Here is a 26015-nt window from a genome sequence, read left to right on the forward strand (position 1 = left end):
ACAACGAGGAGCGACCCAAGAAGGCATTGGGCGGACTGACACCGAGCGCCTACGCCAGGCAACTGGCATCGGCTACCATCCAACCCGGACTCTAGATCGAACCGCTACTGAAAGCGGGGGGACGTCGGCTGCAGGAGGGTGAGATCGAGCCTCTGGGGTCGAACCGCGTGGAGCCGGTGAACGTGCGCGTCATCGCGGCCACCTCGCGCGATCTGGCGCAGGCGGTGGCGCAGGGGCGTTTCCGGGAGGATTTGTACTACCGGCTCAACGTGCTGCCCATCCGTGTGCCGCCGCTGCGCGAGCGGCGCGCCGACATCCCGCTGCTGGTGGACATGCTGTGCGAGGACATCGCGCTGCGCAGCGGTACGGCGGCGCTGGAGCTGACGCCGGCGGCGCTGGCCCTGCTGGTGGAGCAGCCCTGGCGCGGCAACGTGCGGGAGTTACGCAACGCGCTGGAACAGATCGCCCTGCGCTGTGACGATCCGCGCGTCGATGCGCCCGAGGTGGCGTCGGTGCTGGTGGCTGCCGGTGCGCCGTTGCAGGCCGGGGCACTGGCCTCCGCGGCAGAGCAGCGGGGCGCAGCATTGGCCCCGGTGCCGGCCTCGGACCGGGGGCGATATGGAGAGCGCCCCCCCACAGAGGGGCAGGACGAGCCGTTCGAGCCCCTGCCCCAGCGCATCGCCCGCGTGGAGCGCGAGGCCATCGAGGCGGCGTTGCGCCGCTGCGGCGGCAACCGGGTGGCGGCGGCGCGGCTGCTCGGTATCTCCCGCGCGACGCTTTACACCAAGCTGGCGGCCTGGTGTGTTCAAAATGCAGACACTGTCTAAAAAACAGACATTCATTGTCCGGGCGTTGTCTGACGGTTGGACGAACAGTTCCCTTTGAAACTCGGGTTTACCCGAACCAATGGGCATTTCTGGGCCTGGCACGGCCTTTGCTGAGTATGGGTTGAACCAGCGTCGGTCGGCGCTGCATGGCCCCACCACAAAGAGGAGACAGAGCATGGTTCACATGACCCGCCGCCTGGCCGTCGTGGCCTTGGCGTGTACCGCCGTCGTAGCGCAGGCCCAGTCGGACAAGGAAATCCGCATCGCCCACGTCTACAGCAAGACCGGGCCGCTGGAAGCCTACGGCAAACAGACGCAGACCGGTCTGATGATGGGCCTGGAGTACGCCACCGGGGGCACCATGCAGGTGGCCGGTCGCAAGATCGTGGTCATCGAGAAAGACGACCAGGGCAAGCCCGATGTGGGGAAATCGCGGTTGGCGGCTGCCTACGCCGACGACAAGGTCGATCTGGCCGTGGGGCCCACCTCGTCGGGCGTGGCCTTGGCCATGCTGCCGGTGGCCGAAGAGTACAAGAAGATCCTGCTCGTCGAGCCCGCGGTCGCCGACTCCATCACCGGCGAGAAGTGGAACAAGTACATCTTCCGCACCGGCCGCAACAGCTCGCAGGATGCGATCTCCAACGCGGTGGCCCTCGACAAGGAAGGTACGGTGATCGCCACGCTCGCGCAGGACTACGCCTTCGGCCGCGACGGCGTGGCGGCCTTCAAGCAGGCGCTCAAGAAGGCCAAACTGGTGCACGAGGAGTACCTGCCCACCAACACGACGGACTTCACCGCCGGGGCGCAGCGCCTGATCGACGCGCTGAAGGACAAGCCGGGCCGCAAGGTCATCTTCATCATCTGGGCGGGCGCCGGCAATCCGTTCAAGATCGCCGACCTCGACCTCAAGCGCCACGGCATCGAAATCGCCACGGGCGGCAACATTCTGCCCGCCATGGCGGCCTACAAAAACTTCCCTGGCATGGAGGGCGCCACGTACTACTACTTCGGTATCCCCAAAAATCCGGTCAACGAATGGCTGGTGGCCAACCACTATAAGCGCTTCAAGTCGCCGCCGGACTTCTTCACCGCGGGGGGCATGAGCGCGGCCATCGCGATCGTCGAGGCGCTGAAAAAGACCCAAGGCGACACCAACACCAACAAGCTGATCAAGACGATGGAGGGCATGCGCTTCCAGACGCCGAAGGGGGAGATGACCTTCCGCCCCGAGGACCATCAGGCGATGCAGGCCATGTACCACTTCCGCATCAAGGTGGACCCGGCCTTCCCGTGGGGCGTGCCCGAGCTGGTGCGCGAAATCAAGCCGGAGGAAATGCAGGTGCCCATCCGCAACAAGCGCTGAGCGCCGGGGGCCACCATGCTGCAGACGGAGGGACTGACGGTCCGCTTCGGCGGGCACGTCGCGGTCGATGGGGTGAGCTGCACCTTCGCGCCGGGGACGCTGACGGCCATCGTCGGCCCCAACGGGGCGGGCAAGACGACGTACTTCAACCTCATCTCGGGGCAGATCCGCGCCACCGCGGGCCGCGTGCGGCTCAACGGTCAGGACCTGACCGGTCTGGGCGCGGCCGAGCGCACCCGCGCCGGCCTGGGGCGAGCCTTTCAGTTGACGCAGTTGTTCCCGCGCCTGACGGTGCTGGAGAACGTCCGCTTGGCGGTGCAGGCGCGCGCGGGGGAGGGGCTAAACCTGTGGCAGATCTGGAGTGACCGCCGCGAGTTGCTGGGGCGCGCACGCGAGATCGTTGCCGCCGTTGCCCTGGCCGACAAGCAGGATGTTCCTGCCGCCGCGTTACCTCATGGTGACCAACGCAAGCTGGAGGTTGCGATTCTGATGGCGCTTGAGCCACAGGTGTTCATGTTCGACGAGCCCACCGCGGGCATGAGTGTGGATGACGTGCCCGTGGTCCTGAACCTGATCCGTGCGCTCAAGGCGGACAAGACCAAGACCATTTTGCTGGTCGAGCACAAGATGGACGTCGTGCGGGAGCTGGCCGACCGCATCATCGTGCTGCACAACGGGCAGCTCGTGGCCGATGGCGAGCCAGAGACGGTGATCGCCTCGCCCGTGGTGCAGCGGGCCTATCTGGGTCAGGACGTGGAGGCCGAGGCATGAATGAACCGACCCCCGTCCTGACGCTGGAGGGTGTGCACACGTACATCGGCCAGTACCACATCCTGCACGGCGTGGAGCTGACGGTGCCGCGCGGGCAGGTGACCATGCTGCTGGGCCGCAATGGCGCCGGCAAGACCACCACCTTGCGCACCATCATGGGCTTGTGGCCGGCGCGCACCGGCCGCATCACGTTTGCGGGGCAGCCCATCGGCGGTGCCGGCACCGCGCTGTCCACGCCCGAGATCGCGCGCCGCGGCATCGCTTACGTGCCCGAGAACATGGGCATCTTTGGCGACCTGTCGGTCAAGGAGAACCTGCTGCTGGCGGCACGCAGCGCGCGCAGGGTGGACGACATCGACACCGCCCGGCTGGAGTGGATTTTTTCGCTGTTTCCGGCGCTGCGCAAATTCTGGCTGTATCCGGCCGGCAAGCTTTCGGGCGGGCAAAAGCAAATGCTGTCGGTCGCGCGCGCCATCGTGGAGCCGCGCGAGCTGCTGCTCATCGACGAGCCGAGCAAGGGCCTGGCCCCCGCGATCGTGCAGAACTTGATCGGTGCCTTGCGCGAGCTCAAGCAAACCCAGACCACCGTACTGCTGGTGGAGCAGAACTTTGCCATGGCCAAGGCCCTGGGCGACACCGTGGCGGTGATGGACGACGGGCGCGTCGTGCACCGCGGGTCGATGGCCGAGCTGGTCGAGGATGCGGCGCTGCAGCAGCGCCTGTTGGGCCTGTCGCTGGCGGCCCACGGTTGAACGAGGAGCACACCGACGTGAACACCGTCACTTCCCCCCTGCCGGCGGCCGAGGTGGCCCTCGCCAAGGTCCGGCTGGACTGGATTCCGCTGCTGCTGGTGGCCGCCTTGATGGCCGTGGCACTGCCACTGGTAGGTTCTGTACCGACGTGGCTGACGCTCACCGTCGCCGGTCTGGCCATGGGCATGATCATTTTCGTCATCGCGTCGGGGCTGACGCTGGTTTTCGGCCTGATGGATGTGCTCAATTTCGGCCACGGTGTGTTCATCGCGCTGGGCGCCTTCGTGGCGACGACGGTGTTGGCGGGCATGGCGGACTGGACCGGCAGCGCCTCGCTGGCGGCCAACCTGATCGCCATCTTCGCGGCGATGGGGGTGGCGATGGCGGTCACCGGGGCGATCGGTTATGCCTTCGAGCGTGTGTTGGTGCGGCCGGTGTATGGCCAGCACCTCAAGCAAATCCTCATCACCATGGGCGGCATGATCATCGGGGAGGAGATGATCAAGGTGATCTGGGGGCCGGAGCAGACCCCGCTGCCGCTGCCCGAGGCGTTGCGCGGCGCCCTGCTGTGGGGCGATGCCGCGGTGGAGAAGTACCGCGTGCTGGCGGTGGCGATCGGTTCCGCGGTGCTGCTGGCCATGCTTTATCTGCTCAACCGCACCAAGATCGGCCTGCTGATCCGCGCCGGCGTGCAGGACCTGGAGATGGTGGAGAGCCTGGGCTACCGCGTGCGGCGCCTGTTCGTCGGCGTGTTCGTCGCCGGCTCGGCGCTGGCCGGGCTGGGGGGCGTGATGTGGGGGTTGTACCAGCAGATGGTGACGCCGCAGATGGGCGCGCAGATCAATGTTCTGCTGTTCATCGTCATCATCATCGGCGGGCTGGGGTCCTCGTTTGGCTGCCTGGTGGGGGCGCTGCTGGTGGGGCTGATGGCCAATTACACCGGCTTTCTGGCGCCGAAGGTGGCGCTGTTTTCCAACATCGGCCTGATGGTCGCCATCCTGCTTTGGCGGCCCAACGGGCTGTATCCGGTGGCCGCGCGCTGAACGGGGGGCGACCATGCTGCATCGACTGCTCTCCCACGACCTCCCGCGCAGCCGATGGCTGGCGCTGGCCCTGGTGCTGATCGTGCTGGCCCTGCTGGTGGTTCCATTCGCGCTGCCGGGCAGCAAGTCGCTCAACGTCGCGGCCAAGATTCTCATCTTCGTCGTGCTCGTGGCGAGCTACGACCTGCTGCTCGGCTACACCGGCATCGTCAGCTTTGCGCACACCATGTTCTTTGGCATCGGCGCTTATGGGGTGGCGATCGCCTCCACCCGCATGGGCGAGGGTTGGGCGGCACTGGGTACGGGCGTGGCTCTGGCACTGGTGCTGTCGCTGCTGCTGTCGCTGGCCATCGGCCTGTTCAGCCTGCGCGTGCGCGCTATCTTCTACGCCATGGTGACGCTGGCGGTGGCCTCGGCCTTCCAGACGCTGGCGTCGCAGTTGTCCGAGTTCACCGGGGGCGAGGATGGGCTGACGTTTCGCCTGCCCGAGCTGCTGAGCCCGAGCTTCGAGCCGTTCGAGGAAGAGGTGCTGGGCGTGCTGATCGACGGCCGGCTGATCACCTACTACGGCCTGCTCGTGCTGGCCGTGGCGCTGGTGCTGCTGATGCTGCGCATTGTCAATTCACCGTTCGGGCGGGTGCTGCAGGCCATCCGCGAGAACGATTTCCGTGCCGAAGCCATCGGCTACCGCACCGTCGTCTATCGCACGCTGGGCAATGTTTTGGCGGCGCTGTTTGCCACCCTGGCGGGGGCGATGCTGGCCATCTGGCTGCGCTACAACGGGCCGGACACGTCGTTGAGCTTCGAGATCATGCTCGATGTGCTGCTGATCGTGGTCATCGGCGGCATGGGCACCGTCTACGGCGCTGTTGTCGGCAGCGTGCTGTTCGTGCTGGCGCAGAACTACCTGCAGGACCTCATGCGGCTGGCCGCCGGCGGTGTCGAGGGCGTGCCGGTGCTGTCGCAGCTCATTTCGCCGGACCGCTGGCTGCTGTGGCTGGGCGTGTTGTTCGTGGTGTGCGTCTACCGCTTTCCCAATGGCATCGTCGGCTGGTTGCGCGAGCGCGCCGACCGTTCCCCCCTCCGTCCGGAGACGTCCGCATGAGCACCGCTTCCGCATCCGCCACCGTGGCCGCCCCGCGTTCGCGCTACCTCGTGTGCGAGGGCCGCGAGATCCACTTCATGGACTGGGGGCCGGAGGATGCGCCGGTCGTCCTGGCCTGGCACGGGCTGGCCCGCACCGGCCGCGTCATGGACGAACTGGCCGCCTGGCTGAGTCCGCGCTATCGCGTCCTGTGCCCGGACACGATCGGCCGCGGGCTGAGCCAGTGGAGCCCCGATCCGGCCCAGGAGTACTGCCTGGCCTTCTACGCGCGGCTGGCCACCTCGTTGCTCGATCAACTCGACATTGAGCGTGTGCACTGGGTGGGTACGTCCATGGGAGGGGCGATCGGGATGGTCTGCGCCGCGGGGCCGCTGCGGGGGCGCATCCGGCGGCTCGTCCTCAACGACATCGGCCCGGCGTTGGCGCCGGCTGCGGTTGAGCGCATCCGCACCTACGCCGGCAATCCCTCGGCATTCGACACCGTGTCGGCGCTGGAGGCCTACTTCCGCACCGTCTATCAGCCCTACGGCTACCTGACGGATGCGCAGTGGCGGCGCCTGACCGAGACGTCGGTGCGCCGGCTGCCCGATGGGCGCGTCACGCCGCACTACGATCCGGCGATGGTGCAGCAGTTCATCCACCACCCGCACGACTACGATCTGTGGCCGGTGTACGACAGCCTGGATCTGCCGGTGCTGTGCCTGCGCGGGGCTGACTCGGACCTGCTGCTGCCCGAGACGGCGGAGGCCATGCGCGACCGCGGACCGCGGGCCGTGGTGGTGACCGTCGCCGGGTGCGGCCATGCGCCGGCGCTCAACGTGCCAGAACAGCTAGAACTGGTGCAGCGCTTCCTGGAAGGCCGCGACTGAGCAGCCCGGCTGGACCGACCGCTCGTGGCGCTCCGGCTCAGCGCGGCGCCCCCAGCGCCAGCGCTCGCTCGCGCGAGGCCGCCGAGGCCGCCGGATCCGTCTCCTGCTTGGTCGGCCAACCGGCCAGGTGGCGTTCGGCGATGTCGGCCAGCGCGCGCACCCAACCGATATCGTCGTTCAGGCACGGGATGTAGTGGAACGCCTGCCCGCCCGCGCCGAGGAATGCGGCGCGCGCTTCTTGGTCGATTTCTTCCAGCGTTTCGATGCAGTCGGCGGTGAAGCCTGGGCAGACCACATCGACGCGGCGCACCCCCTGCTGGGCCAGCGCCACCAGCGTGGGTTCGGTGTAAGGCTGCAGCCACTGCGCCTTGCCAAAGCGCGACTGAAACGTCACCACCGCCTGCTCGGGCGGCAACTCCAGCGCTTCGGCCAGCAGCCGGCCGGTCTTGTGGCATTGGCAGTGGTAGGGGTCGCCGCGCTGCAGCGTGCGCGCGGGCATGCCGTGAAAGCTCATCACCAGCCGCTCGGGGCGGCCGTGCTGCGCCCAGTGCGCACGCACCCGTGCGGCCAGTGCGCCGATGTAGCCGGCGTCGTCGTGGTATTGGTTGACGAAGCGCAGCTCCGGCACCCAGCGCAGGCCGCTGGCCCACGCATAAACCTCGTCAAACGCGCTGGCCGTGGTGGCGGCGCAGTACTGGGGGTAGGCGGGCAGCACCAGGATGCGGGTGCAGCCCGCGGCCTTGAGCGTGTCGAGCGCGGCGCCGACGGCGGGCTGACCGTAGCGCATCGCCCAGCGCACCTGCACGCGGTGGCCGCGTTCGCCTAGCAGCCCCTGCAGCAGCTTGGCTTGGCGCTCGGTCCACACCTTCAGTGGCGAGCCCTCGGGCGTCCAGATCGTGGCGTACTTGGCCGCGGACTTGCGTGGCCGCACGTTGAGGATGATGCCGTGCAAGATGGGCCACCACAGCGCGCGGGGCAGCTCCACCACGCGCGGATCGGCCAAAAATCGGGCCAGGTAGCGGCGCAGCGCGGACGGCGTCGGGGCGTCCGGGCTGCCGAGGTTGACCCACACGATACCCATGTGGGCTGCTTGGCCATGGGAGTATGGGGGCTCGGGGCGCATGGTCATGCGCTATTGTTACGCACGATGTGGAACCCGGCCGGCCTGCGGGCCATCTGCCTGGACTTGGACGACACCCTGTGGCCGATGCGCCCGACGATCGAGCGCGCCGAGGCCGCCTTGATGGCGTGGCTGAGTGAGCACGCGCCCGCCACGGCGGCGTGGTTGCGCGAGCCGGGCCGGGCGCGCGCGGTGCGGCTGGCCGTGCAGCGCGACCATCCCGACCGCCACCATGACCTGACGTTTTTGCGCCGCGAGGCGATTCGCGTCGCGCTGCGGCAGGCGGGCGACGCACCCGCGCTGGCCGAGCCGGCGTTCGAGGTGTTTTACGCCGAACGCCAGCGCGTCGAGCTGTACCCCGACGTGCTGCCGGCGCTGCAGCGGCTGGCGGCGCGATACCCCCTGGTGGCGGTGTCCAACGGCAACGCCGACGTCCAGCGGGTCGGCCTGGGCGGCTATTTTGTCGGCCACGTCGGCGCACGTGAGGTCGGTGTGGCCAAACCTCACCCGGCGATTTACCACCACGCGGTGGCACACACCCGGGCACAGCCACACAAGGTTTTGCATGTCGGCGACGACCCGGTGCTGGACGTAGTGGGGGCGCGCCGGGCCGGCTTGGGTGCGGCGTGGCTGAACCGCCACGGCCAATCGTGGGACGAGGCGGTAGCGCCACGGGCCTGCGGCTGCGGTGGGGACATGGCGCGCGCCCTGCACGCGCACGCGGTGCAGCCGCAGCCGCACGAGCGGCCCCACGCCGAACTGGCGGATCTGCACGCCTTGGTGCGCCTGTTGGGTGTGTGACCGCGGTGGCTGCGCCGGCTGGCTATCATCGGCGGGCCACGGGCGCGCGGTGCTGCCCGGCAAGGAACGACCACGATGGCGCTGACGATTTACGGCATTTTTGCTTCGCGGGCGGTGCGTCCGCTGTGGACGGCCGAAGAGCTGGGGCTGCCCTACCACCACGTGCCCACCCCGTACCAGGGCGGGGCGACGCGCACGCCCGAGTTTTTGGCGCTGAACCCCAACGGGCACATCCCGGTGCTGGTGGACGAGCGGCCCGAGGGGCGCGTGGTGGTGTGGGAGTCGATGGCCTGCGCGCTGTACTTGGCGCGCCACCACGGCAAGGGCGATGGCAGCGACATCGCGCCGGCCACGCCGGCCGAGGATGCCGAGGCGCTGCGTTGGGCGCTGTGGTCCGTGACCGAGCTGGAAGCCGACGCGCTGTGCGTGCTGATGCACCGGCTGGGGCTGCCGCCCGAGCGGCGTGACGCCGACAAGCTGGCCGCAGCCGAAAAGCGCCTGCGCGTGCCGCTGCGCGTGTTGGACGAGCATCTGGCGGCCGGCGCAGCCCGGGGGCACGACTACCTGGCCGGTGCGCGCTTTACGGTGGCGGACCTGTGCGTGGCCTGCGTCGCCAACTGGGCGCGGGCATCCCAGGAGCTGATGCACAGCTTCGAACACGTTCACGCCTGGCTGCAGCGCTGCCACGCGCGGCCGACGTACCAACGGCTCAAGGCCGCGGCCAAAACCCAGGGGTGAGGGCGGCGCCCAGCGCGTCGACGGCGTGCAAGCCGCTGCGCACGGCGCCTTCGAGCGTGGCGGGGTAGGGGCCCTCGACGTGGTCGCCTGCGGCCACGAGGGTGGGGCCCAGCATGGCCCACGGCCGTGCCAGCCCGGGCGTGCAGGCGAAGGTGGCGCGCTGCTCGACCACGGTGGCCAGCACCTGGGTGTCCGGCAGCGCCAGCGCCTGCTGCACCTGACGTTGCACTGCCGCGGCCAGATCGGCGGCGCGGCCGTGCCACGCGGGGTCGGGAGCGCTGACCACGGCGGCCAAGCGCAGACCGGCTGCGGGGTGGTCGGCGGCGCGCGCGAACACAAACTGCGCCGGCGCCTGCTGCGGGTGGTGGCGCAGCGCCAGCATCGGCGTGGGCCAGCGCCACGCCCAGCCGGGCGGGGGCGCGAGCCACACGGTGGCGATAGGGATGTGCTGCAGGGCGCGGGCGCGGTCGGCCCAAGCGACCCCGCGCCTGGCCAACCCCGCTGGGCAGTCCGGGTCGGCGGCCAGCGCTTGCAGCAGCTGCGTCGATGCCCACGCCGGGGTGGCCAGCACGACGGCGTCGGCCTGCACCGGGGTGCCGTGCGCGACCGCCAGATGCCACGCGGGTGTGCCGGGGTTGCCGCCGTCCGATGGCGAGGCTGCGGGGGTGACGGCTTGCAGCCGCGTGACCCGGGCACGCAGGCGTAGCGTGGCACCGCGCTCGGCCAGCCAGCGCGTGGCGGCGTCGGGCAGCAGCGTGCCCAGGTCCGCACGGGGCAGCAGCAGGTCGCTGGGGGCGTAGGGGGCCGGCGCGGGGCCGTGCAGGGCGTCGTCCAGCACGCGCAGCCACACCGCACCACTGGCCTGCTGCAGCGGGGTGTTGAGCGCCGCCACCGCCAGCGGCTCGATCCAGTCGGCCACCACCCGGCGCGGCAGGCCCGCGCACAGCTCGGCCACGGTGGCCGTTGGCGCGCAGCGCCAACCGGCCAGCTGCCAGCGCGCCAGCCGCGCCAGCGCGGCCCGCTGGTCGCGCCAGGTCCAGCCCCGCGCGACCAGCAACGCGGCGCCCAGGCCCACGGCATGGGCCACGCGGGGCAGGGTGCTGGTCCAACCCGGCACGCGCAAGCCGCCTCCGTCTGGGTACGTCAACGCCATCGGCACGCGCTGCAGCGCCTGCGTCAGCGGCACCCCGAGTGTGGCCAGCAACGTCAGCGTGGCGTGGTACGCACCAATCAGGATGTGTTGGCCGTTGTCCAGGGGACCGATACGGCTGGGCACCCGCCGGGCACGCCCGCCCCAGTGGGGGCTGGCCTCCAGCAGCGTGACGCGCCAGCCGCGTTGGCACGCGGCCACGGCGGCGGCCAGGCCTGCCCAGCCTCCACCCACCACCGCCACGTGGGGTGCGCGGTTCACCATCGGCCCAGCGCCTGCATCTTCCAGGCCAGCCACAGCTTGTGCAGCGGCGCCAGGGTGACGCGCTCGCGCAGCACCCGCGCGGGGTCGCGCGCCACCCGCTGCAGCAGTGTGCGGTAGATGCTGGCCATCATCAGCCCAGGCTTTTGCGTTGCGCGGTCGGCCGCCGGCAGCAGGGCCACGGCCTCGTCGTAGGTGGCCAGCGCACGCTCGATCTGAAAGCGCATCAGCGCGGCAAAGCGCGCGTCGAAGTCCGGCTCCGCTTCGTGCCCCAGGGTGAGCAGCTCACGCGCGCGTACCCCAAAGCGCTGCAGCTCGGTCACCGGCAGGTAGATGCGGCCGCGCAGCGCGTCGTCGCCCACGTCGCGGATGATGTTGGTCAGTTGCATGGCCAGACCAAGCCGGTGGGCGTAGGCGGTGGTGTCCGGATCGCTTTGGCCGAAGATGCGCGCCGCCACTTCGCCGACGACGCCGGCCACCAGGTGGCAGTAGCGCGCCAGGGCCGGGTAGTCCAGGTAACGGTTGTGTTGCAGGTCCTGCTCGCAGCCGTCGATCACCTGCAGCAGCGGCTCGGGCGTCAGGCCGTAGGGTGCGATGTGCGGCTGCAGCGCGATCAGCGCCGGATGGTCCGGCACGCGCCCGGGGGTGAAGGCCAACGCCACCTGCTGGCGCCACCAAGCCAGCTTGGTGTGGGCGATGGTGGGTTCGCGCACGCCATCGACGATATCGTCGATTTCGCGGCAAAAGGCGTAAAACGCCGTGATGGCGGCGCGCCGCGCCGGGGGCAAAAACAAAAACGCGTAGTAAAAGCTGCTGCCCGAGGCGGCCGCGCGCTCGGCGGCGTAGGCCTGCGCCTGTTGCAACGTGTGGGGGGCGACGGTCATGACGCCACCCCCTGTGGCAGCGCACCGGCCAGGCGGCGTGCGTGGCCACGCATGAACACCAGGTACAGCAGTGGCACCACGAACAGCGTCAGCACCGTCGACACCAACAACCCCCAGACGATGGCCGACGCCACCGGCCCCCACAGCAGGCTGTGTCCACCCAGCCCAAAGGCCAGCGAGATCAGCCCCCCGATGGTGGTGGTGCTGGTGATGATGACCGGCACCACGCGCCGCCGCGCGGCGTACAGCGTGGCGTGCGTCAGGCCCAGGCCTTGGCGCAGGCGCTCGTTGGCCGCATCGATCAGCACGATGGCCGCGTTGACCGCGATGCCGGTCAGCGCGATGACCCCGTACAGCGTGTACAGCGACAACGGGTTGCGCGTGATGGCCAGCCCGATGGCCACACCGGCAAACGCCAGCGGAACCGTGACCAGAATCATCAGCGGCTGGAAGTAGCTGCGGAACTGCGCGGCCAGGATCAGGTAGATCAAGCCGACCCCAAGCAGGAACAGTTGCTGCATCGCCGCCAGGCTCTCTTCGATATCTTCCAACTCGCCCGAAAAATCGAGGTCCACCCCGGGGTGGCGCAACCGCAGCTCATCCCAGGCGGCGCGGATGCGGCGGTTGGCCTCGGCGGTGTCCAGCACGGTTTTGTCCAGGTCGGCCTCCACCGTGATGGCCCGGCGCAGGTTGTGGTGGCGGATGAAGCCGCGCGTGGGCTCCGGCGCGGCCTGCACCAGCGTGCCCAGCCGCGTCACCTGCCCGTTGGGCCGCGCCACCGGCGTGGCCAGCAGCTCCGACGGCTCCAGGGGGCGCGCGGACAGCCCGAGTTGGCGTACGCGCAGCTCGATCTTGTCGCCGCCTTCACGCGTGAACGCAACCGCCTCGCCGTCCACCGCCAGCCGCACCAGCCGCGTCAGCTGGGCGGGGCTGAGTCCCAGCTCGCGCAGCACCTCGGGGCGCGGCTGCAGCCGCAGCTGTTGCCGCCCAGGGACGTGGTCGTCCTGCACGTCGCGTGCCCCCGGCAAGGTGGCGATGAAGGCCTTGAGGTCGGCGGCGGCCGCTTCGATCTGGGCAAAGTCGTCGCCCCGCACCTTGACGTTGATCGGCTTGCCGGCCGGTGGGCCGCCTGACAGCAGCGTGAAGCTCAGCCGTGCCGGGCCGTCCATGCCCTTGACGTCGGCCCGCATCGCAGCGACGATCTCGTCCACCTCGCGCGCGCCGGGCGTGCGCGGGTTGAGCGAGACGAACACCTGCCCGTAGGCGTCGCCGTACACCGGTTCGGTCTGGGTGAACTTCAGCCCCGCCGTCGAAGTGACCGCGCGCGCCTCGTGGCCCTGCTCGGCCAGCCCCACGCCGCGCAAGTGACGGCGCACGATGCGCTCGACGCGCTCGGTTTGCGCCAGCGTCTCCTCCAGCGACGCGCTGGCGGGCATGTCCACATTGACGTAAAACGCCCGGATCGGGTCGAACGCAAAAAACTGCACCCGCACCACGCCCGTGGCCACCAGCGCCCCCGCCCCGGCGACGATGGCCAGCCCGCCGCCCAGAAACAGCCACGGGCGGCGCACCGCGTAGGCCAACGCCTGGCCGTAGCGCAACCGCACCGCCCGGTTGAAGCCTTGGCGCCACGCCTGCACGCGCGACGGCCGGTCCAGCCGCACGTTCATCATGCTGACGTGCACCGGCAGCATCCAAAACGCCTCCAGCAGCGAGATCAGCAGCGCCAGTGTGACCACAAACGGGATGATGAACATGAACTTGCCGACGATGCCCGGCAGCAGCATCAGCGGCAAAAACGCCGCCAACGTCGTCGCCACCGACGCCAGCACGGGTTTCCAGACTTCAGCGACCCCATCCAGGCTGGCCGCCAGCGCCTGCTGACCGCGCTCGATGCGGTAATAAATCGCCTCCACCACCACCACGGCGTCGTCCACCAGCATGCCCAGCGCGATGACCACGCCCAGCAGAATCGAGATATTGACCGTGTAGCCCAGCGCCCCCAGCAGTGCGAACGTGCCCAGCAGCGCAAACGGAATGCCCAGCGCCACCAGCACCCCGATGCGCCAGCCCAGAAAAACCCAGCATATGGCCAGCACCAGCGCCATGCCCAGCGCGGCGTTGGATTCCATGACGCCGATGGCCTCACGCGTCGGGATGGTCTGGTCGTCGGTCAGCGTCAGCTGCAGCCCGAGGCTAGCCAACACCTGGTTTTCGCGCTCGATGAACGCGCGCAGCTCATCCAGCAGCTGCAGGGTGTTGGTGCGGGCCTTTTTGGTCACGGCCAGCGAAATGGCCGGCTGCCCGTCCATCGATGCCAGCGTGGTCGGCTTGGCACGTGCCCACTCCACCTGGGCCACGTCGCCCAACCGCGCCCACACCTGGGGCCGCCCAGCGGCGCTGACCACCCACTGCGCCAGCATTTCGGGCTGCAGCGTGATGCCCGTCAGCGCGATCGACCACACGCCGTGCTGCGTGGCCAGCGTGCCTGCCGCGGTGTCGCGCCACAGGCCGCGCAACGCGTCGGCCACGTCGGCGCTGGTCAGTCCGCGCGCGGCCAGCGCGGCCGGGTCGGGGCGCACCAGCAGCTCGGGGTCACGCAGGCCCGAGGCAAACACCTGGTCCACCCCGCGCACGCGTTCCAGCAGCGCGCGCCGCCGGCGTCCCTCGCGGCGCAACACTTCGTCGTCGGCCGCGCCGGTCAGGCGCATGATCGCCGTGGGAAACCCGTTGGAGGTGGAAATTTCCAACACGCGCGGCTGCTGCGCCTCGGCCGGCAGTTCGGCCGCCGCCTTATTCTGGATTTCGCGCCGCAGGTCGTTGATGCGTTTGTCGAACGTGCGCTCGTCGACCTCGCCAAAGCGCACCAGCAGGCTGGAGACGTTTTCGCGCGAGCTGGAGCTCACGAACCGGATGTCAGCCACGCCTTTGATGGCGTCCTCCAGCGGGTTGGTCACCAACCGCTCGACGTCCTCGGCGCTGGCGCCAGGCAGCACGGTGGTGACGTTGACCCAATTGAAGTTGACCTCCGGGTCGCGCTCGCGTGGCATCTGCAGGTAGGCCAACAGGCCCAGCAGCAGCACCACCACGAAGGCGATGTTGGCCAGCGGGTGGTTGGTGACGAGGGCACGCAGCATTCGCATCACGCGGGCGCCTGCGGGTTTAGCGTGCCGAGGGCGTCACGCGCTGGCCATCGTGCAGCGCGTGCTGGCCGCGCACTACCACGCGGGCGTCGCCGGCCAGGCTGACCGCCGCCGCGGGGCGGCCTTCCTGCGCTTCGGGCAACGCCACGAAACGGGCGCGCGCCTGCTCGCCCTCGCCCTCGCCCTCGACGACGAACACCCCGAGCGCGCTGCCGCGTCGCACCAGCAGCTCGGCCGGCACGTGCGGCAGCGGCGCCTGCCAGCGCAACACACCGGCTGCGCCGGGAGGCAAAGGCTCGCCCTGCAGCGCCAGACGCACGGTCTGCAGCCGAGTGCCACCGGCCAGCGCCGGCACCGCGCGCAGCAGGCGCGCCGCGCGGGTGGCGCCATCGTCGGCCTCGAAACGCGCGTCGCGCACGCGGCCGAGTTCGCGCACTTCGGCGGGCGACAGTTGGGCCTGCAGTTCGGCCGCGCCCGTTTGCACCAGCACGAACAGCGGTGTGCCTGCGGCGACCGTCTCGCCTTGCTGGGCCAGCCGCTGCGTCACCGTACCCGCGAACGGCGCGCGCACCACCGTTTTGGCCAGCGCGCGCTCGGCGCTGGCCAGGGCGGCTTGGGCGCTGGCCAACTCGGCGCGCTGCAGCGCCAGCTCGGTGTCGCGCAGCTGCAGCGCGTCGGCCGAGATGAACCCTTGCCCGTGCAGCTCGTGCGCGCGGCGTGCCTGCGCTTGCAGCAGCTCCAGGCGGGCTTGCGCGGCGTCACGCGCCGCGCGGGCGCGCTGCACGGCCAGCTCGTGGTCGGCAGGGTCCAGGCGTGCCAGCACCTGCCCCGCGCGCACGGACGTGCCCACGTCGGCCTCCCAGCGCTGCACCACGCCGGCCACCTCGGCGGCGACGCGCGCCTCATTGCGCGCCACGACCTGGGCGCTGGCGCTGCGCTGGGGGTGGATCCCAACGTCGCGCAGCGGGCGGGTCTCCACCGGCGACGGCGCGCCTTGGGTGGGCGGTGCCGGCGGTGTGGTTGGGTCGGCGTGCGCGGTCAGCGCGGCGGCGCCCGGCAGCGTCAACAGGGCGGCGAGCACCCACCCGCTGGGGGCGGTCAAAGGAGCGGGCGTTGGTCGAGGCATGGAAGGCGGTTCGTCTCAACGGGCCGGTGAACGGGGTGGCGCCACGCGCACCACAGCAACAGGGGGCTATCGTGCCAGTGCAAGCGTGGCCGCCGCAGCCAGGTGCGTCCACCCTGGGCGTCGATGCGCTGAGCCAGCCGCAGCGCCGCGTGCAGCACCACGCGCAGTTCCCAGCCGAAGCGGCCGCGCACACCCAGCGGCAGGTCCCAGCCGCGCCGCAGGTGCTGGCGGGCCAGGACCACCAGTTGCAGCACCCCGTGGGCCAGGGCGGACGGCGGCCAGGTGGCGGGCGGCGCGTCGGGGTCGGCGCCGGCGGCCAGCAGCCAGCTTCGCGGCAGGTACAGCCGGCCACGGGGCAAGTCTGCCCCCTGGTCCTGCGCCATGTTCAGCAGTTGCAGCGCGGTGCACACGGCATCGCTTTGCGCGACGGCCTCGGCCCCGCGCACGCCCGCCAAGTGCAGCATCAGCCGCCCCACGGGGTTGGCCGAGCGGCGGCAGTAGTCCAGCAACTCGGCTTCGTCCTGGTAGCGCCGTCCGGTGGCCGTCCAGCGCACGTCTTGCTCGAAAGCGTCGAGCAGGTCCAGCAGCGGCGCCAGCGGCAGCGCGTGCCGTTGACGCTGTTCGTGCAAGGCCCGCAGCGCGGGCGCCGCCGCGGCCAAGGTGGCCGCGTCGTCGGCCCACAGTCCCGTCAGCGTCGCGCGCAGTTGCGCCAGCGCCTGCAGCCGCGCCTCGGGGGTGGCGTCACCTTCGTCGGCCAGGTCGTCCGCCAAGCGCGCAACACGGTAAATCGCCACGACGGCGCCGCGCCACGCAGGCGGGCACAGCACCGAGGCGACGGGGAAGTTTTCGTAGCGATCGACGGCCGAGACAAACGGCATGGTGGGCGGTATGTTGCCACAGCCGGGCAAACCCTCATGCGTCGGCGGGGCCGCGGTCCCCGGTGTGGTGGTACCATGAAAACCGTCTCACCTGTCAGCCCCATAACAACGTCATAACAACGCGAGGGGACGCGAGGGGTTATGCCGCACCGAGGGGTTATGCCGCACGCCGCCATGCTTGACCATTTGGAGCACGTTGCTCGCCTGACCCATGGGCGTGACCGCGACGTGCTGGATGCCACCTTGGCCGACGTGGTGCTGGCCACCTTGCAGGCGCGGGCGGTGGTGTTGTGGGGTGACGAAGGTGAGCTGCTGGACGTGCGCGCCCATGCCCGCGCCGACGCGCTGCCCGGGCCGGTGGCGACCGCGGGGACACCGTCCCCCCAGCGTCCGCGGCTGATCGAGCGACCGGAGCTCGTGCAAACGCTGCAAGCCGGGGCCACCACGGTGATCAGCGATGCGCGGGGTAGCCGGATTTTGGTCCCCCTGCTCACCGAAACGCAGCGCCGGCTGGTGCTGGACGTAGCACTGGCTGCGGCGGCTGACGCCCAGGCGCGCCGGGTGACCGAGGGCATGGGCCGCATCTACGTCAACGTCATCAACCTGCTGGACGCCTGTGAGCGCGACACGCTGACCGAGCTGCTCAACCGCAAGTCGTTCGACGATACGTTTTACAAGGCCACCCGAGCCCCCGACGAAGCCGTGGCCGGTGTGCAGCGGCGTGTCGATGGCGGCACCCACCATTGGCTGGGCGTCATCGACGTGGACCATTTCAAGTCGGTCAACGACCGCTTTGGCCACCTGATCGGTGACGAGGTGCTGCTGCTGATGGCGCGGCTGCTGCGCAGCACCTTCCGGCACGACGACCGCCTGTACCGCTTCGGTGGCGAGGAGTTCGTGGCCTTGGTGCGCGCCGACGACGCGGCGGCCGCCGCGGTGGCGTTCGAGCGCCTGCGCACCGCGGTCGAACGCCACTCGTTTCCGCAGGTCGGCCGTGTCACCGTCAGCATCGGCTACACCGCGGTGCGCCCGTTCGACACGCCGGCCGACGCGTTTGAGCGGGCCGACCGCGCCCTGTACCAGGCCAAGGCACAGGGGCGCAACCGCGTCGTGTGCTTTGAGAGCGACGTGACCCCGCAGGCTGGGCAGCCGCTGCAACACGCGGGCGGCAACGTGGATTTGTTTTGAGCCGACCGCGCCGCCGCCGGGCCGCGCCCCGCTACAATGCAGCCCCGCCCCGGTGCTGCGCACGGGGTGACCCGCGCGGGTGGCGAAATTGGTAGACGCACCAGGTTTAGGTCCTGACGGTGGCGACACCGTGGGGGTTCGAGTCCCCCCCCGCGCACCAGGCCGGCTGCACTGCGGCGGCCCGCCGCTGGCTCTGCCGTTGACATCCCTTGGTGTTCGCTGGCATGTCGTTCCCCCTGCACGGCGCCGATGTGGCGCACATCGGCACGATGCTCATCTTCGCCCTCGTGTACCTGGGCATGTTTTTAGGTGGGCTGCCGCGCACGGGGCTGGATCGCAGCGGCGTGGCGGTGCTGGGCGCCATCGCCATGATCGCGGTCAATGGCTGGTCGATCGGCGAGGCGGCGGCCACCATCGACCTGCCCACCATCGTGCTGCTGTTTGCGTTCATGCTGCTGTCAGCGCAGATGCGGCTGGGCGGGTTTTACGGCGCGGTGACCCGCGCGGTGGCGCTGCGCGCCCGGCACGCCCCCACGCTGATGGCCGCGCTGCTAGCGGTGGTGGCGGCGTTGTCGGCGGTGTTTTCCAACGACGTGGTGTGCCTGGCGGTCACGCCGGTGGTGGTGCGCGTGGCGTGGCGCCGTGGCTGGGACCCGGTGCCGTGGCTGGTGGCGGTGGCGTGCGCCGCCAACATCGGCTCGGCCGCCACCTTGATCGGCAACCCACAGAACATGTTGATCGGCTCGGTGCTCGGGCTGCCCTTTGGGGCCTACACGGCGGCTGCGCTGCCGCCGGTGGCGCTGGCGCTGCTGGCGCTGTGGGGGTGGATGATGCTGGTGCTGCGGCGCTTGCCACCCCCAAGCGGCGCGGGTGCGGCGCGCGTGGACGACGACGCGGGCCCGCCGTTCAACGTTTGGCAGTCGGGCAAGGGGTTGGCGGTGGCGGTTGCGCTGCTGGCCATCTTCGTGGCCACCGATTGGCCGCACGAGGTGGTCGCCTTGGTGGCTGCGGGCGTGTTGCTGCTTAGCCGCCGGCTGCATTCGGCGCAGTTCATGGGCTTGGTCGATTGGCCGCTGCTGCTGCTGTTCATGGGCCTGTTTGTGGTGAACGGGGCGTTCGAGCGCACGGGTGTGGCGGCGCAGGCGGTGGCGTGGCTGGCGCAGCACGGCGTGCACCTGCGCGAGCCCACGGTGCTGGCGGTGGTGGGGGTAGCGCTGTCCAACCTGGTGTCCAACGTCCCGGCGGTGATGTTGCTGCTGCCGCACCTGAGCAGCCCTGATCAGGGGGTGACCCTGGCGCTGGCCAGCACCTACGCGGGCAACCTGCTGCTGGTGGGGTCGATCGCCAACCTGATCGTGGCCGACCTGGCCGCGCGCGACGGCGTGCGGCTGGACTGGCGGCGCCACGCGGCGATCGGTGTGCCTGCCACCGTGCTGAGCCTGCTGATCTGGTGGGCTTGGCGGTGGGTGCAGGCCGCCTGGGCGTAGCGCTGCACTACAATCAGCCATTTGTCCGGCCGCTGGCCGGGCATGCACCGGTTTGCACGGATTTGTCCACGCGGCAGGTCCATCCACGAACACAAGGAGTTTTTTCCATGGCTGTCAACGTCGAAACCCTGGACAAGCTCGAGCGCAAGCTCACGCTCGAGCTGCCGCTGGAGGCGATCCAGAAGGAAGTCGATACGCGCCTCAAGCGCCTGCAGCGCCAGGTGCGCATGGACGGTTTCCGCCCCGGTAAGGTGCCGCTGTCGGTGGTGGCCCAGCGCTACGGCTACTCGGTGCAGTACGAGGTCATCAACGACCAGGTCGGCCGTGCCTTTGCCGACGCCGTGGCGCAAGCGCAACTGCGCGTAGCGGGGCAGCCGCGCATCAGCGAAAAAGAAGGCGCCCCCGAGGGTGTGCTGGCCTTCGAGGCGGTGTTCGAAGTGTTTCCTGAGGTGCAGCTGGGCGACCTGTCGGCGCTGGAGCTGGAAAAACTCGAAGCCAGCGTGGACGACGCCGCCATCGACCGCACGCTGGAGATTTTGCGCAAGCAGCGCCGCACCTTTACGCCGCGCCCCGAGGGTGAGCCGGTGCAGGACGGTGACCGCGTGACGATCGACTTCGAAGGCAAGATCGACGGCGAGCCGTTCGAGGGCGGCCAGGCCAGCGACTTCAGCTTCGTCATCGGCGAAGGCCAGATGCTGCCCGAGTTCGAAAACGCCGTGCGTGGCATGAAGGCGGGCGAGTCCAAGACCTTCCCGCTGGCGTTCCCCGAGGACTACCAGGGCCGCGAGGTGGCGGGCAAGACGGCCGACTTCCTCGTCACGGTCAAGAAGATCGAGCAGCAGCAACTGCCCGAGGTGGACGAAGCGTTCATCAAGTCGCTGGGCATCGAAGCCGGCACGCTCGAAGCGCTGCGCGACGACATCCGTCGCAACCTGGAGCGCGAGGTCAAGTTCCGCCTGCTGGCGCGCAACAAGGCCGCGGCGCTGGATGCGCTGGCCAAGGCGGCCCAGCTCGACCTGCCCAAAGCCGCCATCGAGGCAGAAATCGACCGCCTGGTCGAAGGCGCGCGCCAGGACCTGCGCCAGCGCGGCCTCAAGGACGCCGACAAAGCTCCCATCCCGCGCGAGCTGTTCCAGCAGCAGGCCGAGCGCCGCGTGCGCCTGGGGTTGGTGGTGGCCGAGCTGATCAAGGCCAACGACCTGCGTGCCACGGCCGAGCAGGTCGAAGCGCACCTGCGCGAGCTGGCCTCGTCCTACGAGCAACCCGAGGAAGTCGTGCGTTGGTACCGCGCCAACCCCGAGCGCATGGCCGAAATCGAAGCCATCGTGCTGGAAAACAACGTGGCTGACTTCATCTTCGGCAAGGCCAAGGTCACGCCCAAGGCCATCACGTTCGCCGAGCTGATGGGGCAGGATTGACGCCGCGGCGCCCCCGAGGCCGCACGTTGGCGATGCCGGGGCGGGCCGTGGGTCCGCCCTTTTTGCTGGTGGGGTCCGGTGGGGCGGGCGCGAAGCGGTTACAGTAAGGCTTGGGTGCACGGCACCTGTAGCCATCGACGAGACGGAGTGAACGACGCATGAGCGCGCTGGACGCACAGGCCCTGGGCCTGATCCCCATGGTCATCGAACAGTCGGGCCGCGGTGAGCGGGCCTACGACATCTATTCGCGCCTGCTGAAAGAGCGGGTGGTGTTTTTGGTGGGGCCGGTCAACGACCAATCGGCCAACCTGGTGGTGGCGCAACTGTTGTTTTTGGAAAGCGAAAACCCCGACAAGGATATTTCGTTGTACATCAACTCGCCGGGTGGCTCGGTCAGCGCCGGCATGGCCATTTTCGATACGATGAACTTCATCAAACCGGACGTGTCGACGCTGTGCATCGGCATGGCCGCCAGCATGGGCGCGTTTTTGCTGGCGGCGGGTGCCAAGGGCAAGCGCTTTGCGCTGCCCAACGCGCGCGTCATGATCCACCAGCCGCTGGGCGGCGCGCAGGGGCAGGCCACCGACATCGAAATCCACGCGCGCGAAATCCTGCGCCTGCGCGCCGACCTCAACCGCATCCTGAGCGAGCGCACTGGCCAGCCGTTGGAAAAAATCGAGCGCGACACCGACCGCGACTTCTTCATGTCCGCCGCCGAGGCCGCCGAGTACGGCCTGGTGGACAAGGTGATCGACAAGCGGTCCTGATGGCCGCGTCTGCAGCCTGCTAGAGTATCCCCATGGCCGACAAGAAAAGCCCGCGCGACAAGACCCTGTACTGCTCGTTTTGCGGCAAGAGCCAGCACGAGGTCAAAAAACTCATCGCCGGACCGTCCGTGTTCATCTGCGATGAGTGCATCGACCTGTGCAACGATATCATCCGCGACGAGGTCCGCGACGCCGCCACCTCGCTGGGCGCGGCCGCGTCGGCGCTGCCGACACCGGCACAGCTTAAGGAGCACCTGGACCAGTACGTGATCGGCCAGGAAAACGCCAAAAAGGTGTTGGCCGTGGCGGTGTACAACCACTACAAGCGGCTGCGCCACAACGACCAGGCGGCCCAAAGCGGGGTCGAGTTGGCCAAGAGCAACATCCTGCTGATCGGTCCCACGGGCTCGGGCAAGACGTTGTTGGCCTCGACCCTGGCGCGCAAGCTGGACGTGCCGTTTGTGATGGCCGACGCCACCACGTTGACCGAAGCGGGCTACGTCGGCGAAGACGTCGAAAATATCATCGCCAAGCTGCTGCAGGCGTGCGACTACGACGTGGACAAGGCCCAGCGCGGCATCGTCTACATCGACGAGATCGACAAAATCACGCGCAAATCGGAAAACCCCTCGATCACCCGTGACGTGTCGGGTGAGGGTGTGCAGCAGGCGCTGCTGAAGCTGATCGAGGGCACGGTGGCGTCGGTGCCGCCGCAAGGCGGGCGCAAGCACCCCAACCAGGACATGATCGCGGTGGACACCACCAACATCCTGTTCATTTGCGGCGGCGCGTTCGCGGGGCTGGAAAAAATCATCGAAGCGCGCACCGAAGCCAGCGGCATCGGCTTTGGCGCGGCGGTGCGCAGCAAGCGCGAGCGCGCGCTGACCGAGCTGTTTGCGCAGGTGGAGCCCGACGACCTGGTGCGCTACGGCCTGATCCCGGAGCTGGTGGGTCGCTTGCCGGTGGTCACAGTGCTGGCGGAGCTGGACGAAGAGGCGCTGGTGCGCATCCTGACCGAGCCCAAAAACGCCATCGTCAAGCAGTTTGCGCAACTGTTTGCGATGGAAGGCGTCGAGCTGGAAGTGCGCCCGGCGGCGCTGCGGGCCATCGCGCGCAAGGCGCTGCAGCGCAAAACCGGCGCGCGCGGCCTGCGTTCGATCCTGGAGCAGGCGCTGATGGACACGATGTTCGAGCTGCCCAACCTGAACAACGTGCGCCGCGTGGTGGTCGAAGAAGCCACGATCACCGAGGGCCGACCGCCGCTGCTGCTGTACCACGAAGAAGCCAAGCAGGCCTGAGCGCCGCCGCGCTGGCGCCGGTTTCGGTGGCGCGGTGGCGGCTTGCTTGAAGTCCAGCCCCGGCGCCCCCATCTGCGCCTGTGTACGAAAGGAATCCCACGATGTCTGGACTGCCCCCGCTGCCTGCCGAACCCGTGACACTGCCGCTGTTGCCGTTGCGCGACGTGGTGGTGTTTCCGCACATGGTCATCCCGCTGTTCGTCGGGCGGCCCAAGAGCATCAAAGCGCTCGAGGCGGCCATGGCGCACGAGCGGCGCATCATGCTGGTGGCGCAAAAAACCGCCGCCAAGGACGAACCCACCCCCGCCGACCTCTTCGAGGTGGGGTGCGTGGCCAGCATCCTGCAAATGCTCAAGCTGCCCGACGGCACGGTCAAGGTGCTGGTCGAAGGCGTGCAACGCGCCAAGGTGCTGCGCGTCGACGACGATGCCGAGGGGCACTTTTCAGCGCACCTGTTGCCGGTCGATGCCGAAGCCGAGCGCGCCGAAGCCGACCCGAAGGAGCTGGAGGCGCTGCGCCGCGCCGTCATGCAGCAGTTCGAGCAGTACGTCAAGCTCAACAAAAAGATTCCAGCCGAGATCCTGACCTCGATCGCCAGCATCGACGACCCCGGTCGCCTGGCCGACACGATCGCCGCGCACCTGCCGCTCAAGCTCGAAGTCAAACAAAGCATCCTGGACCTGGAGCGTTTGGTGCAGCGGCTGGAGCACCTGTTTGCGCAGTTGGAGGCGGAGGTCGAAATCCTCAACGTCGACCGGCGCATCCGTGGGCGCGTCAAGCGCCAGATGGAAAAAAACCAGCGCGAGTTCTACCTCAACGAGCAGGTCAAGGCGATCCAAAAAGAGCTGGGCGAGGGGGACGCCAGCGCCGAAATCGAGGAGCTGGAAAAGAAAATCAAGGCCGCACGCATGCCCAAGGAGGCGCGCCAAAAGGCCGAGGCCGAGCTCAAAAAGCTCAAGCTGATGTCGCCCATGTCGGCCGAGGCCACCGTGGTGCGCAACTACATCGACGTGCTGGTCAACCTGCCCTGGAGCAAAAAGACCAAGGTGCGCCACGACCTGGCCTACGCCGAGGAAGTGCTCAACGCTGACCACTACGGGCTGGACAAGGTCAAAGAGCGCATCCTGGAATATCTGGCCGTGCAGCAGCGCGTCGACAAGGTCAAGGCGCCGATCCTGTGCCTGGTGGGGCCGCCGGGGGTGGGCAAAACGTCGCTGGGGCAGTCCATCGCCAAGGCCACCGGGCGCAAGTACGTGCGCATGGCGCTGGGCGGCATGCGTGACGAGGCCGAAATTCGCGGTCACCGGCGCACCTACATCGGCGCGCTGCCGGGCAAGGTGCTGCAAAACCTCACCAAGGTGGGCGTACGCAACCCCTTGTTCCTGCTGGACGAGATCGACAAGCTCGGCATGGACTTCCGCGGTGACCCGGCCTCGGCGTTGCTGGAGGTGCTGGACCCTGAACAAAACCACACCTTCCAGGACCACTACGTCGAGCTGGACTTTGATCTGTCGGATGTGATGTTCGTGGCGACGTCCAACTCGCTCAACATCCCGCCGGCGCTGCTGGACCGTATGGAGGTCATCCGCCTGTCGGGCTACACCGAGGACGAGAAGGTGGCCATCGCCTTGCGCTACCTGCTGCCCAAGCAGCGCGCCAACAACGGCGTCAAGGACGACGAGCTGGAGGTGACCGAGGCTGCCGTGCGCGACATCGTGCGCTACTACACCCGCGAAGCCGGCGTGCGCGCGCTGGAGCGCGAGATTTCGCGCATCTGCCGCAAGGTGGTCAAGGGCCTGCTGCTGGGCAAGATGAACAAGCCCGTGGTGGTGACGCCGGACAACCTGGCGGACTTTTTGGGCGTGCGCAAGTACACCTACGGCCGCGCCGAACAACAAAACCAAGTCGGTCAGGTGGTGGGGCTGGCGTGGACCGAAGTCGGCGGCGATCTGCTGACCATCGAAGCCGCCATCATGCCGGGCAAGGGCAACGTCATCCGCACCGGCTCGCTGGGCGATGTGATGAAGGAGTCGGTTGAGGCCGCGCGCACCGTGGTGCGCAGCCGTGCCCGGCGGCTGGGCATCCCTGACGAGCTGTTCGAGAAAAAGGACATCCACATCCACGTGCCCGACGGCGCCACACCGAAGGACGGCCCCAGCGCTGGCATCGCGATGACGACGGCCATCGTGTCGGCGCTGACCGGCATCCCGGTGCGTGCGGACGTGGCGATGACCGGCGAGATCACGCTGCGCGGTGAAGTCACCGCCATCGGCGGCCTGAAGGAAAAGCTGCTGGCCGCGCTGCGTGGTGGCGTGCGCACCGTCATCATCCCGGAAGAAAACGTCAAGGACTTGGCGGAGATCCCCGACAACGTCAAGCAGGGGCTGGAGATCGTGCCGGTGCGCTGGATCGACAAGGTGCTGGAGCTGGCGCTGGAGCGCCAGCCGGTGCCGTTGCCGGATGAGGAGCCGGTGGCGGCGGCGGCGCCAGCGGCCGAAGGCCCGGCGCCGGCGGTGACGCACTGAGCCGCGAGCAGCGCTGACGCCGCGGTGGCGTGATTTTTCGGCTATAATGCAGGTCTGTCGGCGCTGCTGGTTGTGCAAACCACCGGCAGCGGCAACGCGGGAATAGCTCAGTTGGTAGAGCGCAACCTTGCCAAGGTTGAGGTCGCGAGTTCGAGACTCGTTTCCCGCTCCAAATTGACGTGGTGGTTGCTGGATTTGCATGTTCAGCAACCACCCTCCGGCGGTTGTCGGGTTGAACCAGACAAGGCGCGGTAGCAAAGCGGTTATGCACCGGATTGCAAATCCGAGTAGGTCGGTTCGACTCCGGCCCGCGCCTCCAACATGCGCGTGTGCAAACCGTTGGCATGCACGCACCAGGCGGGAATAGCTCAGTTGGTAGAGCGCAACCTTGCCAAGGTTGAGGTCGCGAGTTCGAGACTCGTTTCCCGCTCCAAACATCCAGCCCCGTGCCGCGCAAGCGACGCACGGGGTTTCTTTTTGGGGCGCCCCGTGCGGTAGGTG

The 26015-nt window shown here is 68.9% G+C and carries 21 protein-coding genes and 4 tRNA genes; 19 read left to right on the forward strand and 6 right to left on the reverse strand.

Features of this window, described 5'->3' with window-relative positions:
- Positions 1–128 precede the first annotated feature (128 nt).
- From Taqua_RS04995 to Taqua_RS05025, 7 genes are all read left to right on the forward strand, one after another.
- The gene (locus tag Taqua_RS04995) at positions 129–827 is read left to right on the forward strand and encodes an AAA-type ATPase lid domain-containing protein (protein ID WP_281287767.1); all 699 of its coding nucleotides are present in this window, start codon (positions 129–131) and stop codon (positions 825–827) included.
- A gap of 184 nt (positions 828–1011) precedes the next feature.
- The gene (locus Taqua_RS05000; RefSeq protein WP_144325440.1) at positions 1012–2190 is read left to right on the forward strand and encodes a substrate-binding domain-containing protein; all 1179 of its coding nucleotides are present in this window, start codon (positions 1012–1014) and stop codon (positions 2188–2190) included.
- Positions 2191–2205: 15 nt separating this feature from the next.
- Positions 2206–2961 (forward strand): ABC transporter ATP-binding protein, encoded by a 756-nt coding sequence (locus Taqua_RS05005; protein WP_144325305.1) that lies wholly within the window; start codon positions 2206–2208, stop codon positions 2959–2961.
- Entirely contained in the window at positions 2958–3713 is a 756-nt protein-coding gene (locus Taqua_RS05010) for an ABC transporter ATP-binding protein (protein WP_144325307.1), read from the forward strand. The genes Taqua_RS05005 and Taqua_RS05010 overlap by 4 nt, the downstream gene beginning before the upstream one ends.
- Before the next feature lie 110 nt (positions 3714–3823).
- Positions 3824–4756, forward strand: coding sequence for a branched-chain amino acid ABC transporter permease (locus tag Taqua_RS05015; protein WP_144325442.1), 933 nt, complete (start codon positions 3824–3826; stop codon positions 4754–4756).
- Between the two features lie 13 nt (positions 4757–4769).
- A complete protein-coding gene (locus Taqua_RS05020) occupies positions 4770–5861 on the forward strand; it encodes a branched-chain amino acid ABC transporter permease (RefSeq protein WP_144325309.1) in 1092 nt (363 codons plus the stop codon).
- A complete protein-coding gene (locus Taqua_RS05025; RefSeq protein WP_144325311.1) occupies positions 5858–6730 on the forward strand; it encodes an alpha/beta fold hydrolase in 873 nt (290 codons plus the stop codon). Before Taqua_RS05020 ends, Taqua_RS05025 begins: the two co-directional genes overlap by 4 nt.
- A gap of 37 nt (positions 6731–6767) precedes the next feature.
- On the opposite strand, the gene hemH is transcribed toward Taqua_RS05025, so the two are convergent.
- Positions 6768–7859, reverse strand: a complete 1092-nt coding sequence (gene hemH, locus Taqua_RS05030; protein ID WP_144325313.1) for a ferrochelatase — start codon at positions 7857–7859, stop codon at positions 6768–6770.
- Positions 7860–7877: 18 nt separating this feature from the next.
- On the opposite strand from hemH, the gene Taqua_RS05035 reads away from it, so the two are divergent.
- Complete coding sequence (locus Taqua_RS05035; protein WP_185969561.1) at positions 7878–8651, forward strand: HAD family hydrolase; 774 nt, start codon at positions 7878–7880, stop codon at positions 8649–8651.
- 75 nt (positions 8652–8726) lie between these two features.
- Positions 8727–9389, forward strand: a complete 663-nt coding sequence (locus Taqua_RS05040; RefSeq protein WP_144325318.1) for a glutathione S-transferase family protein — start codon at positions 8727–8729, stop codon at positions 9387–9389.
- On the opposite strand, the gene Taqua_RS05045 is transcribed toward Taqua_RS05040, so the two are convergent.
- From Taqua_RS05045 to hpnC, 5 genes are read right to left on the reverse strand one after another with little or no spacing between them, the layout of a single operon-like run.
- Positions 9361–10803 (reverse strand): hydroxysqualene dehydroxylase, encoded by a 1443-nt coding sequence (locus tag Taqua_RS05045; RefSeq protein ID WP_144325320.1) that lies wholly within the window; start codon positions 10801–10803, stop codon positions 9361–9363. The genes Taqua_RS05040 and Taqua_RS05045 overlap by 29 nt on opposite strands.
- Entirely contained in the window at positions 10797–11684 is an 888-nt protein-coding gene (gene hpnD, locus Taqua_RS05050) for a presqualene diphosphate synthase HpnD (RefSeq protein ID WP_144325322.1), read from the reverse strand. Before hpnD ends, Taqua_RS05045 begins: the two co-directional genes overlap by 7 nt.
- Entirely contained in the window at positions 11681–14827 is a 3147-nt protein-coding gene (locus tag Taqua_RS05055) for an efflux RND transporter permease subunit (protein WP_144325324.1), read from the reverse strand. Before Taqua_RS05055 ends, hpnD begins: the two co-directional genes overlap by 4 nt.
- A gap of 19 nt (positions 14828–14846) precedes the next feature.
- A complete protein-coding gene (locus tag Taqua_RS05060) occupies positions 14847–15953 on the reverse strand; it encodes an efflux RND transporter periplasmic adaptor subunit (RefSeq protein ID WP_144325326.1) in 1107 nt (368 codons plus the stop codon).
- Entirely contained in the window at positions 15926–16831 is a 906-nt protein-coding gene (gene hpnC / locus Taqua_RS05065) for a squalene synthase HpnC (protein ID WP_144325328.1), read from the reverse strand. The genes Taqua_RS05060 and hpnC overlap by 28 nt, the downstream gene beginning before the upstream one ends.
- Before the next feature lie 174 nt (positions 16832–17005).
- Here hpnC and Taqua_RS05070 point away from each other — a divergent pair, with 174 nt between their 5' ends.
- The 10 genes from Taqua_RS05070 to Taqua_RS05115 all read left to right on the forward strand — a co-directional run bounded on the left by Taqua_RS05070 (position 17006) and on the right by Taqua_RS05115 (position 25947).
- Positions 17006–18019 (forward strand): GGDEF domain-containing protein, encoded by a 1014-nt coding sequence (locus Taqua_RS05070; RefSeq protein WP_185969562.1) that lies wholly within the window; start codon positions 17006–17008, stop codon positions 18017–18019.
- 73 nt (positions 18020–18092) lie between these two features.
- Positions 18093–18179: transfer RNA gene (locus Taqua_RS05075), tRNA-Leu, on the forward strand.
- Positions 18180–18243: 64 nt separating this feature from the next.
- The gene (locus Taqua_RS05080; protein WP_144325332.1) at positions 18244–19506 is read left to right on the forward strand and encodes an SLC13 family permease; all 1263 of its coding nucleotides are present in this window, start codon (positions 18244–18246) and stop codon (positions 19504–19506) included.
- Between the two features lie 107 nt (positions 19507–19613).
- A complete protein-coding gene (tig, locus tag Taqua_RS05085; protein WP_144325334.1) occupies positions 19614–20924 on the forward strand; it encodes a trigger factor in 1311 nt (436 codons plus the stop codon).
- 158 nt (positions 20925–21082) lie between these two features.
- Positions 21083–21691: an ATP-dependent Clp endopeptidase proteolytic subunit ClpP gene (gene clpP, locus Taqua_RS05090; protein ID WP_132961810.1), complete on the forward strand. Its 609-nt coding sequence runs from the start codon at positions 21083–21085 to the stop codon at positions 21689–21691.
- 32 nt (positions 21692–21723) lie between these two features.
- Entirely contained in the window at positions 21724–22989 is a 1266-nt protein-coding gene (gene clpX, locus Taqua_RS05095) for an ATP-dependent Clp protease ATP-binding subunit ClpX (protein ID WP_144325336.1), read from the forward strand.
- 101 nt (positions 22990–23090) lie between these two features.
- Positions 23091–25514, forward strand: coding sequence for an endopeptidase La (lon, locus tag Taqua_RS05100; protein ID WP_144325338.1), 2424 nt, complete (start codon positions 23091–23093; stop codon positions 25512–25514).
- Between the two features lie 96 nt (positions 25515–25610).
- Positions 25611–25686, forward strand: a tRNA-Gly gene (locus tag Taqua_RS05105).
- A gap of 73 nt (positions 25687–25759) precedes the next feature.
- Positions 25760–25833, forward strand: a tRNA-Cys gene (locus tag Taqua_RS05110).
- 38 nt (positions 25834–25871) lie between these two features.
- Positions 25872–25947 (forward strand) — tRNA-Gly (locus tag Taqua_RS05115).
- Positions 25948–26015 lie beyond the last annotated feature (68 nt).

The sequence above is a fragment of the Tepidimonas aquatica genome, from assembly GCF_007556585.1.
Lineage (GTDB): Bacteria > Pseudomonadota > Gammaproteobacteria > Burkholderiales > Burkholderiaceae_C > Tepidimonas > Tepidimonas aquatica.

What these genes read in the sequence shown, in the direction of transcription:
- Taqua_RS05000 (WP_144325440.1), top strand. Translation starts at nt 1,012, where the DNA reads ATGACCCGCCGCCTGGCCGTCGTGGCCTTGGCGTGTACCGCCGTCGTA.
- Taqua_RS05005 (WP_144325305.1), top strand. Translation starts at nt 2,206, where the DNA reads ATGCTGCAGACGGAGGGACTGACGGTCCGCTTCGGCGGGCACGTCGCG.
- Taqua_RS05010 (WP_144325307.1), top strand. Translation starts at nt 2,958, where the DNA reads ATGAATGAACCGACCCCCGTCCTGACGCTGGAGGGTGTGCACACGTAC.
- Taqua_RS05015 (WP_144325442.1), top strand. Translation starts at nt 3,824, where the DNA reads ATGGCCGTGGCACTGCCACTGGTAGGTTCTGTACCGACGTGGCTGACG.
- Taqua_RS05020 (WP_144325309.1), top strand. Translation starts at nt 4,770, where the DNA reads ATGCTGCATCGACTGCTCTCCCACGACCTCCCGCGCAGCCGATGGCTG.
- Taqua_RS05025 (WP_144325311.1), top strand. Translation starts at nt 5,858, where the DNA reads ATGAGCACCGCTTCCGCATCCGCCACCGTGGCCGCCCCGCGTTCGCGC.
- hemH (WP_144325313.1), bottom strand. Translation starts at nt 7,859, where the DNA reads ATGACCATGCGCCCCGAGCCCCCATACTCCCATGGCCAAGCAGCCCAC.
- Taqua_RS05035 (WP_185969561.1), top strand. Translation starts at nt 7,878, where the DNA reads ATGTGGAACCCGGCCGGCCTGCGGGCCATCTGCCTGGACTTGGACGAC.
- Taqua_RS05040 (WP_144325318.1), top strand. Translation starts at nt 8,727, where the DNA reads ATGGCGCTGACGATTTACGGCATTTTTGCTTCGCGGGCGGTGCGTCCG.
- Taqua_RS05045 (WP_144325320.1), bottom strand. Translation starts at nt 10,803, where the DNA reads ATGGTGAACCGCGCACCCCACGTGGCGGTGGTGGGTGGAGGCTGGGCA.
- hpnD (WP_144325322.1), bottom strand. Translation starts at nt 11,684, where the DNA reads ATGACCGTCGCCCCCCACACGTTGCAACAGGCGCAGGCCTACGCCGCC.
- Taqua_RS05055 (WP_144325324.1), bottom strand. Translation starts at nt 14,827, where the DNA reads ATGCGAATGCTGCGTGCCCTCGTCACCAACCACCCGCTGGCCAACATC.
- Taqua_RS05060 (WP_144325326.1), bottom strand. Translation starts at nt 15,953, where the DNA reads ATGCCTCGACCAACGCCCGCTCCTTTGACCGCCCCCAGCGGGTGGGTG.
- hpnC (WP_144325328.1), bottom strand. Translation starts at nt 16,831, where the DNA reads ATGCCGTTTGTCTCGGCCGTCGATCGCTACGAAAACTTCCCCGTCGCC.
- Taqua_RS05070 (WP_185969562.1), top strand. Translation starts at nt 17,006, where the DNA reads ATGCTTGACCATTTGGAGCACGTTGCTCGCCTGACCCATGGGCGTGAC.
- Taqua_RS05080 (WP_144325332.1), top strand. Translation starts at nt 18,244, where the DNA reads ATGTCGTTCCCCCTGCACGGCGCCGATGTGGCGCACATCGGCACGATG.
- tig (WP_144325334.1), top strand. Translation starts at nt 19,614, where the DNA reads ATGGCTGTCAACGTCGAAACCCTGGACAAGCTCGAGCGCAAGCTCACG.
- clpP (WP_132961810.1), top strand. Translation starts at nt 21,083, where the DNA reads ATGAGCGCGCTGGACGCACAGGCCCTGGGCCTGATCCCCATGGTCATC.
- clpX (WP_144325336.1), top strand. Translation starts at nt 21,724, where the DNA reads ATGGCCGACAAGAAAAGCCCGCGCGACAAGACCCTGTACTGCTCGTTT.
- lon (WP_144325338.1), top strand. Translation starts at nt 23,091, where the DNA reads ATGTCTGGACTGCCCCCGCTGCCTGCCGAACCCGTGACACTGCCGCTG.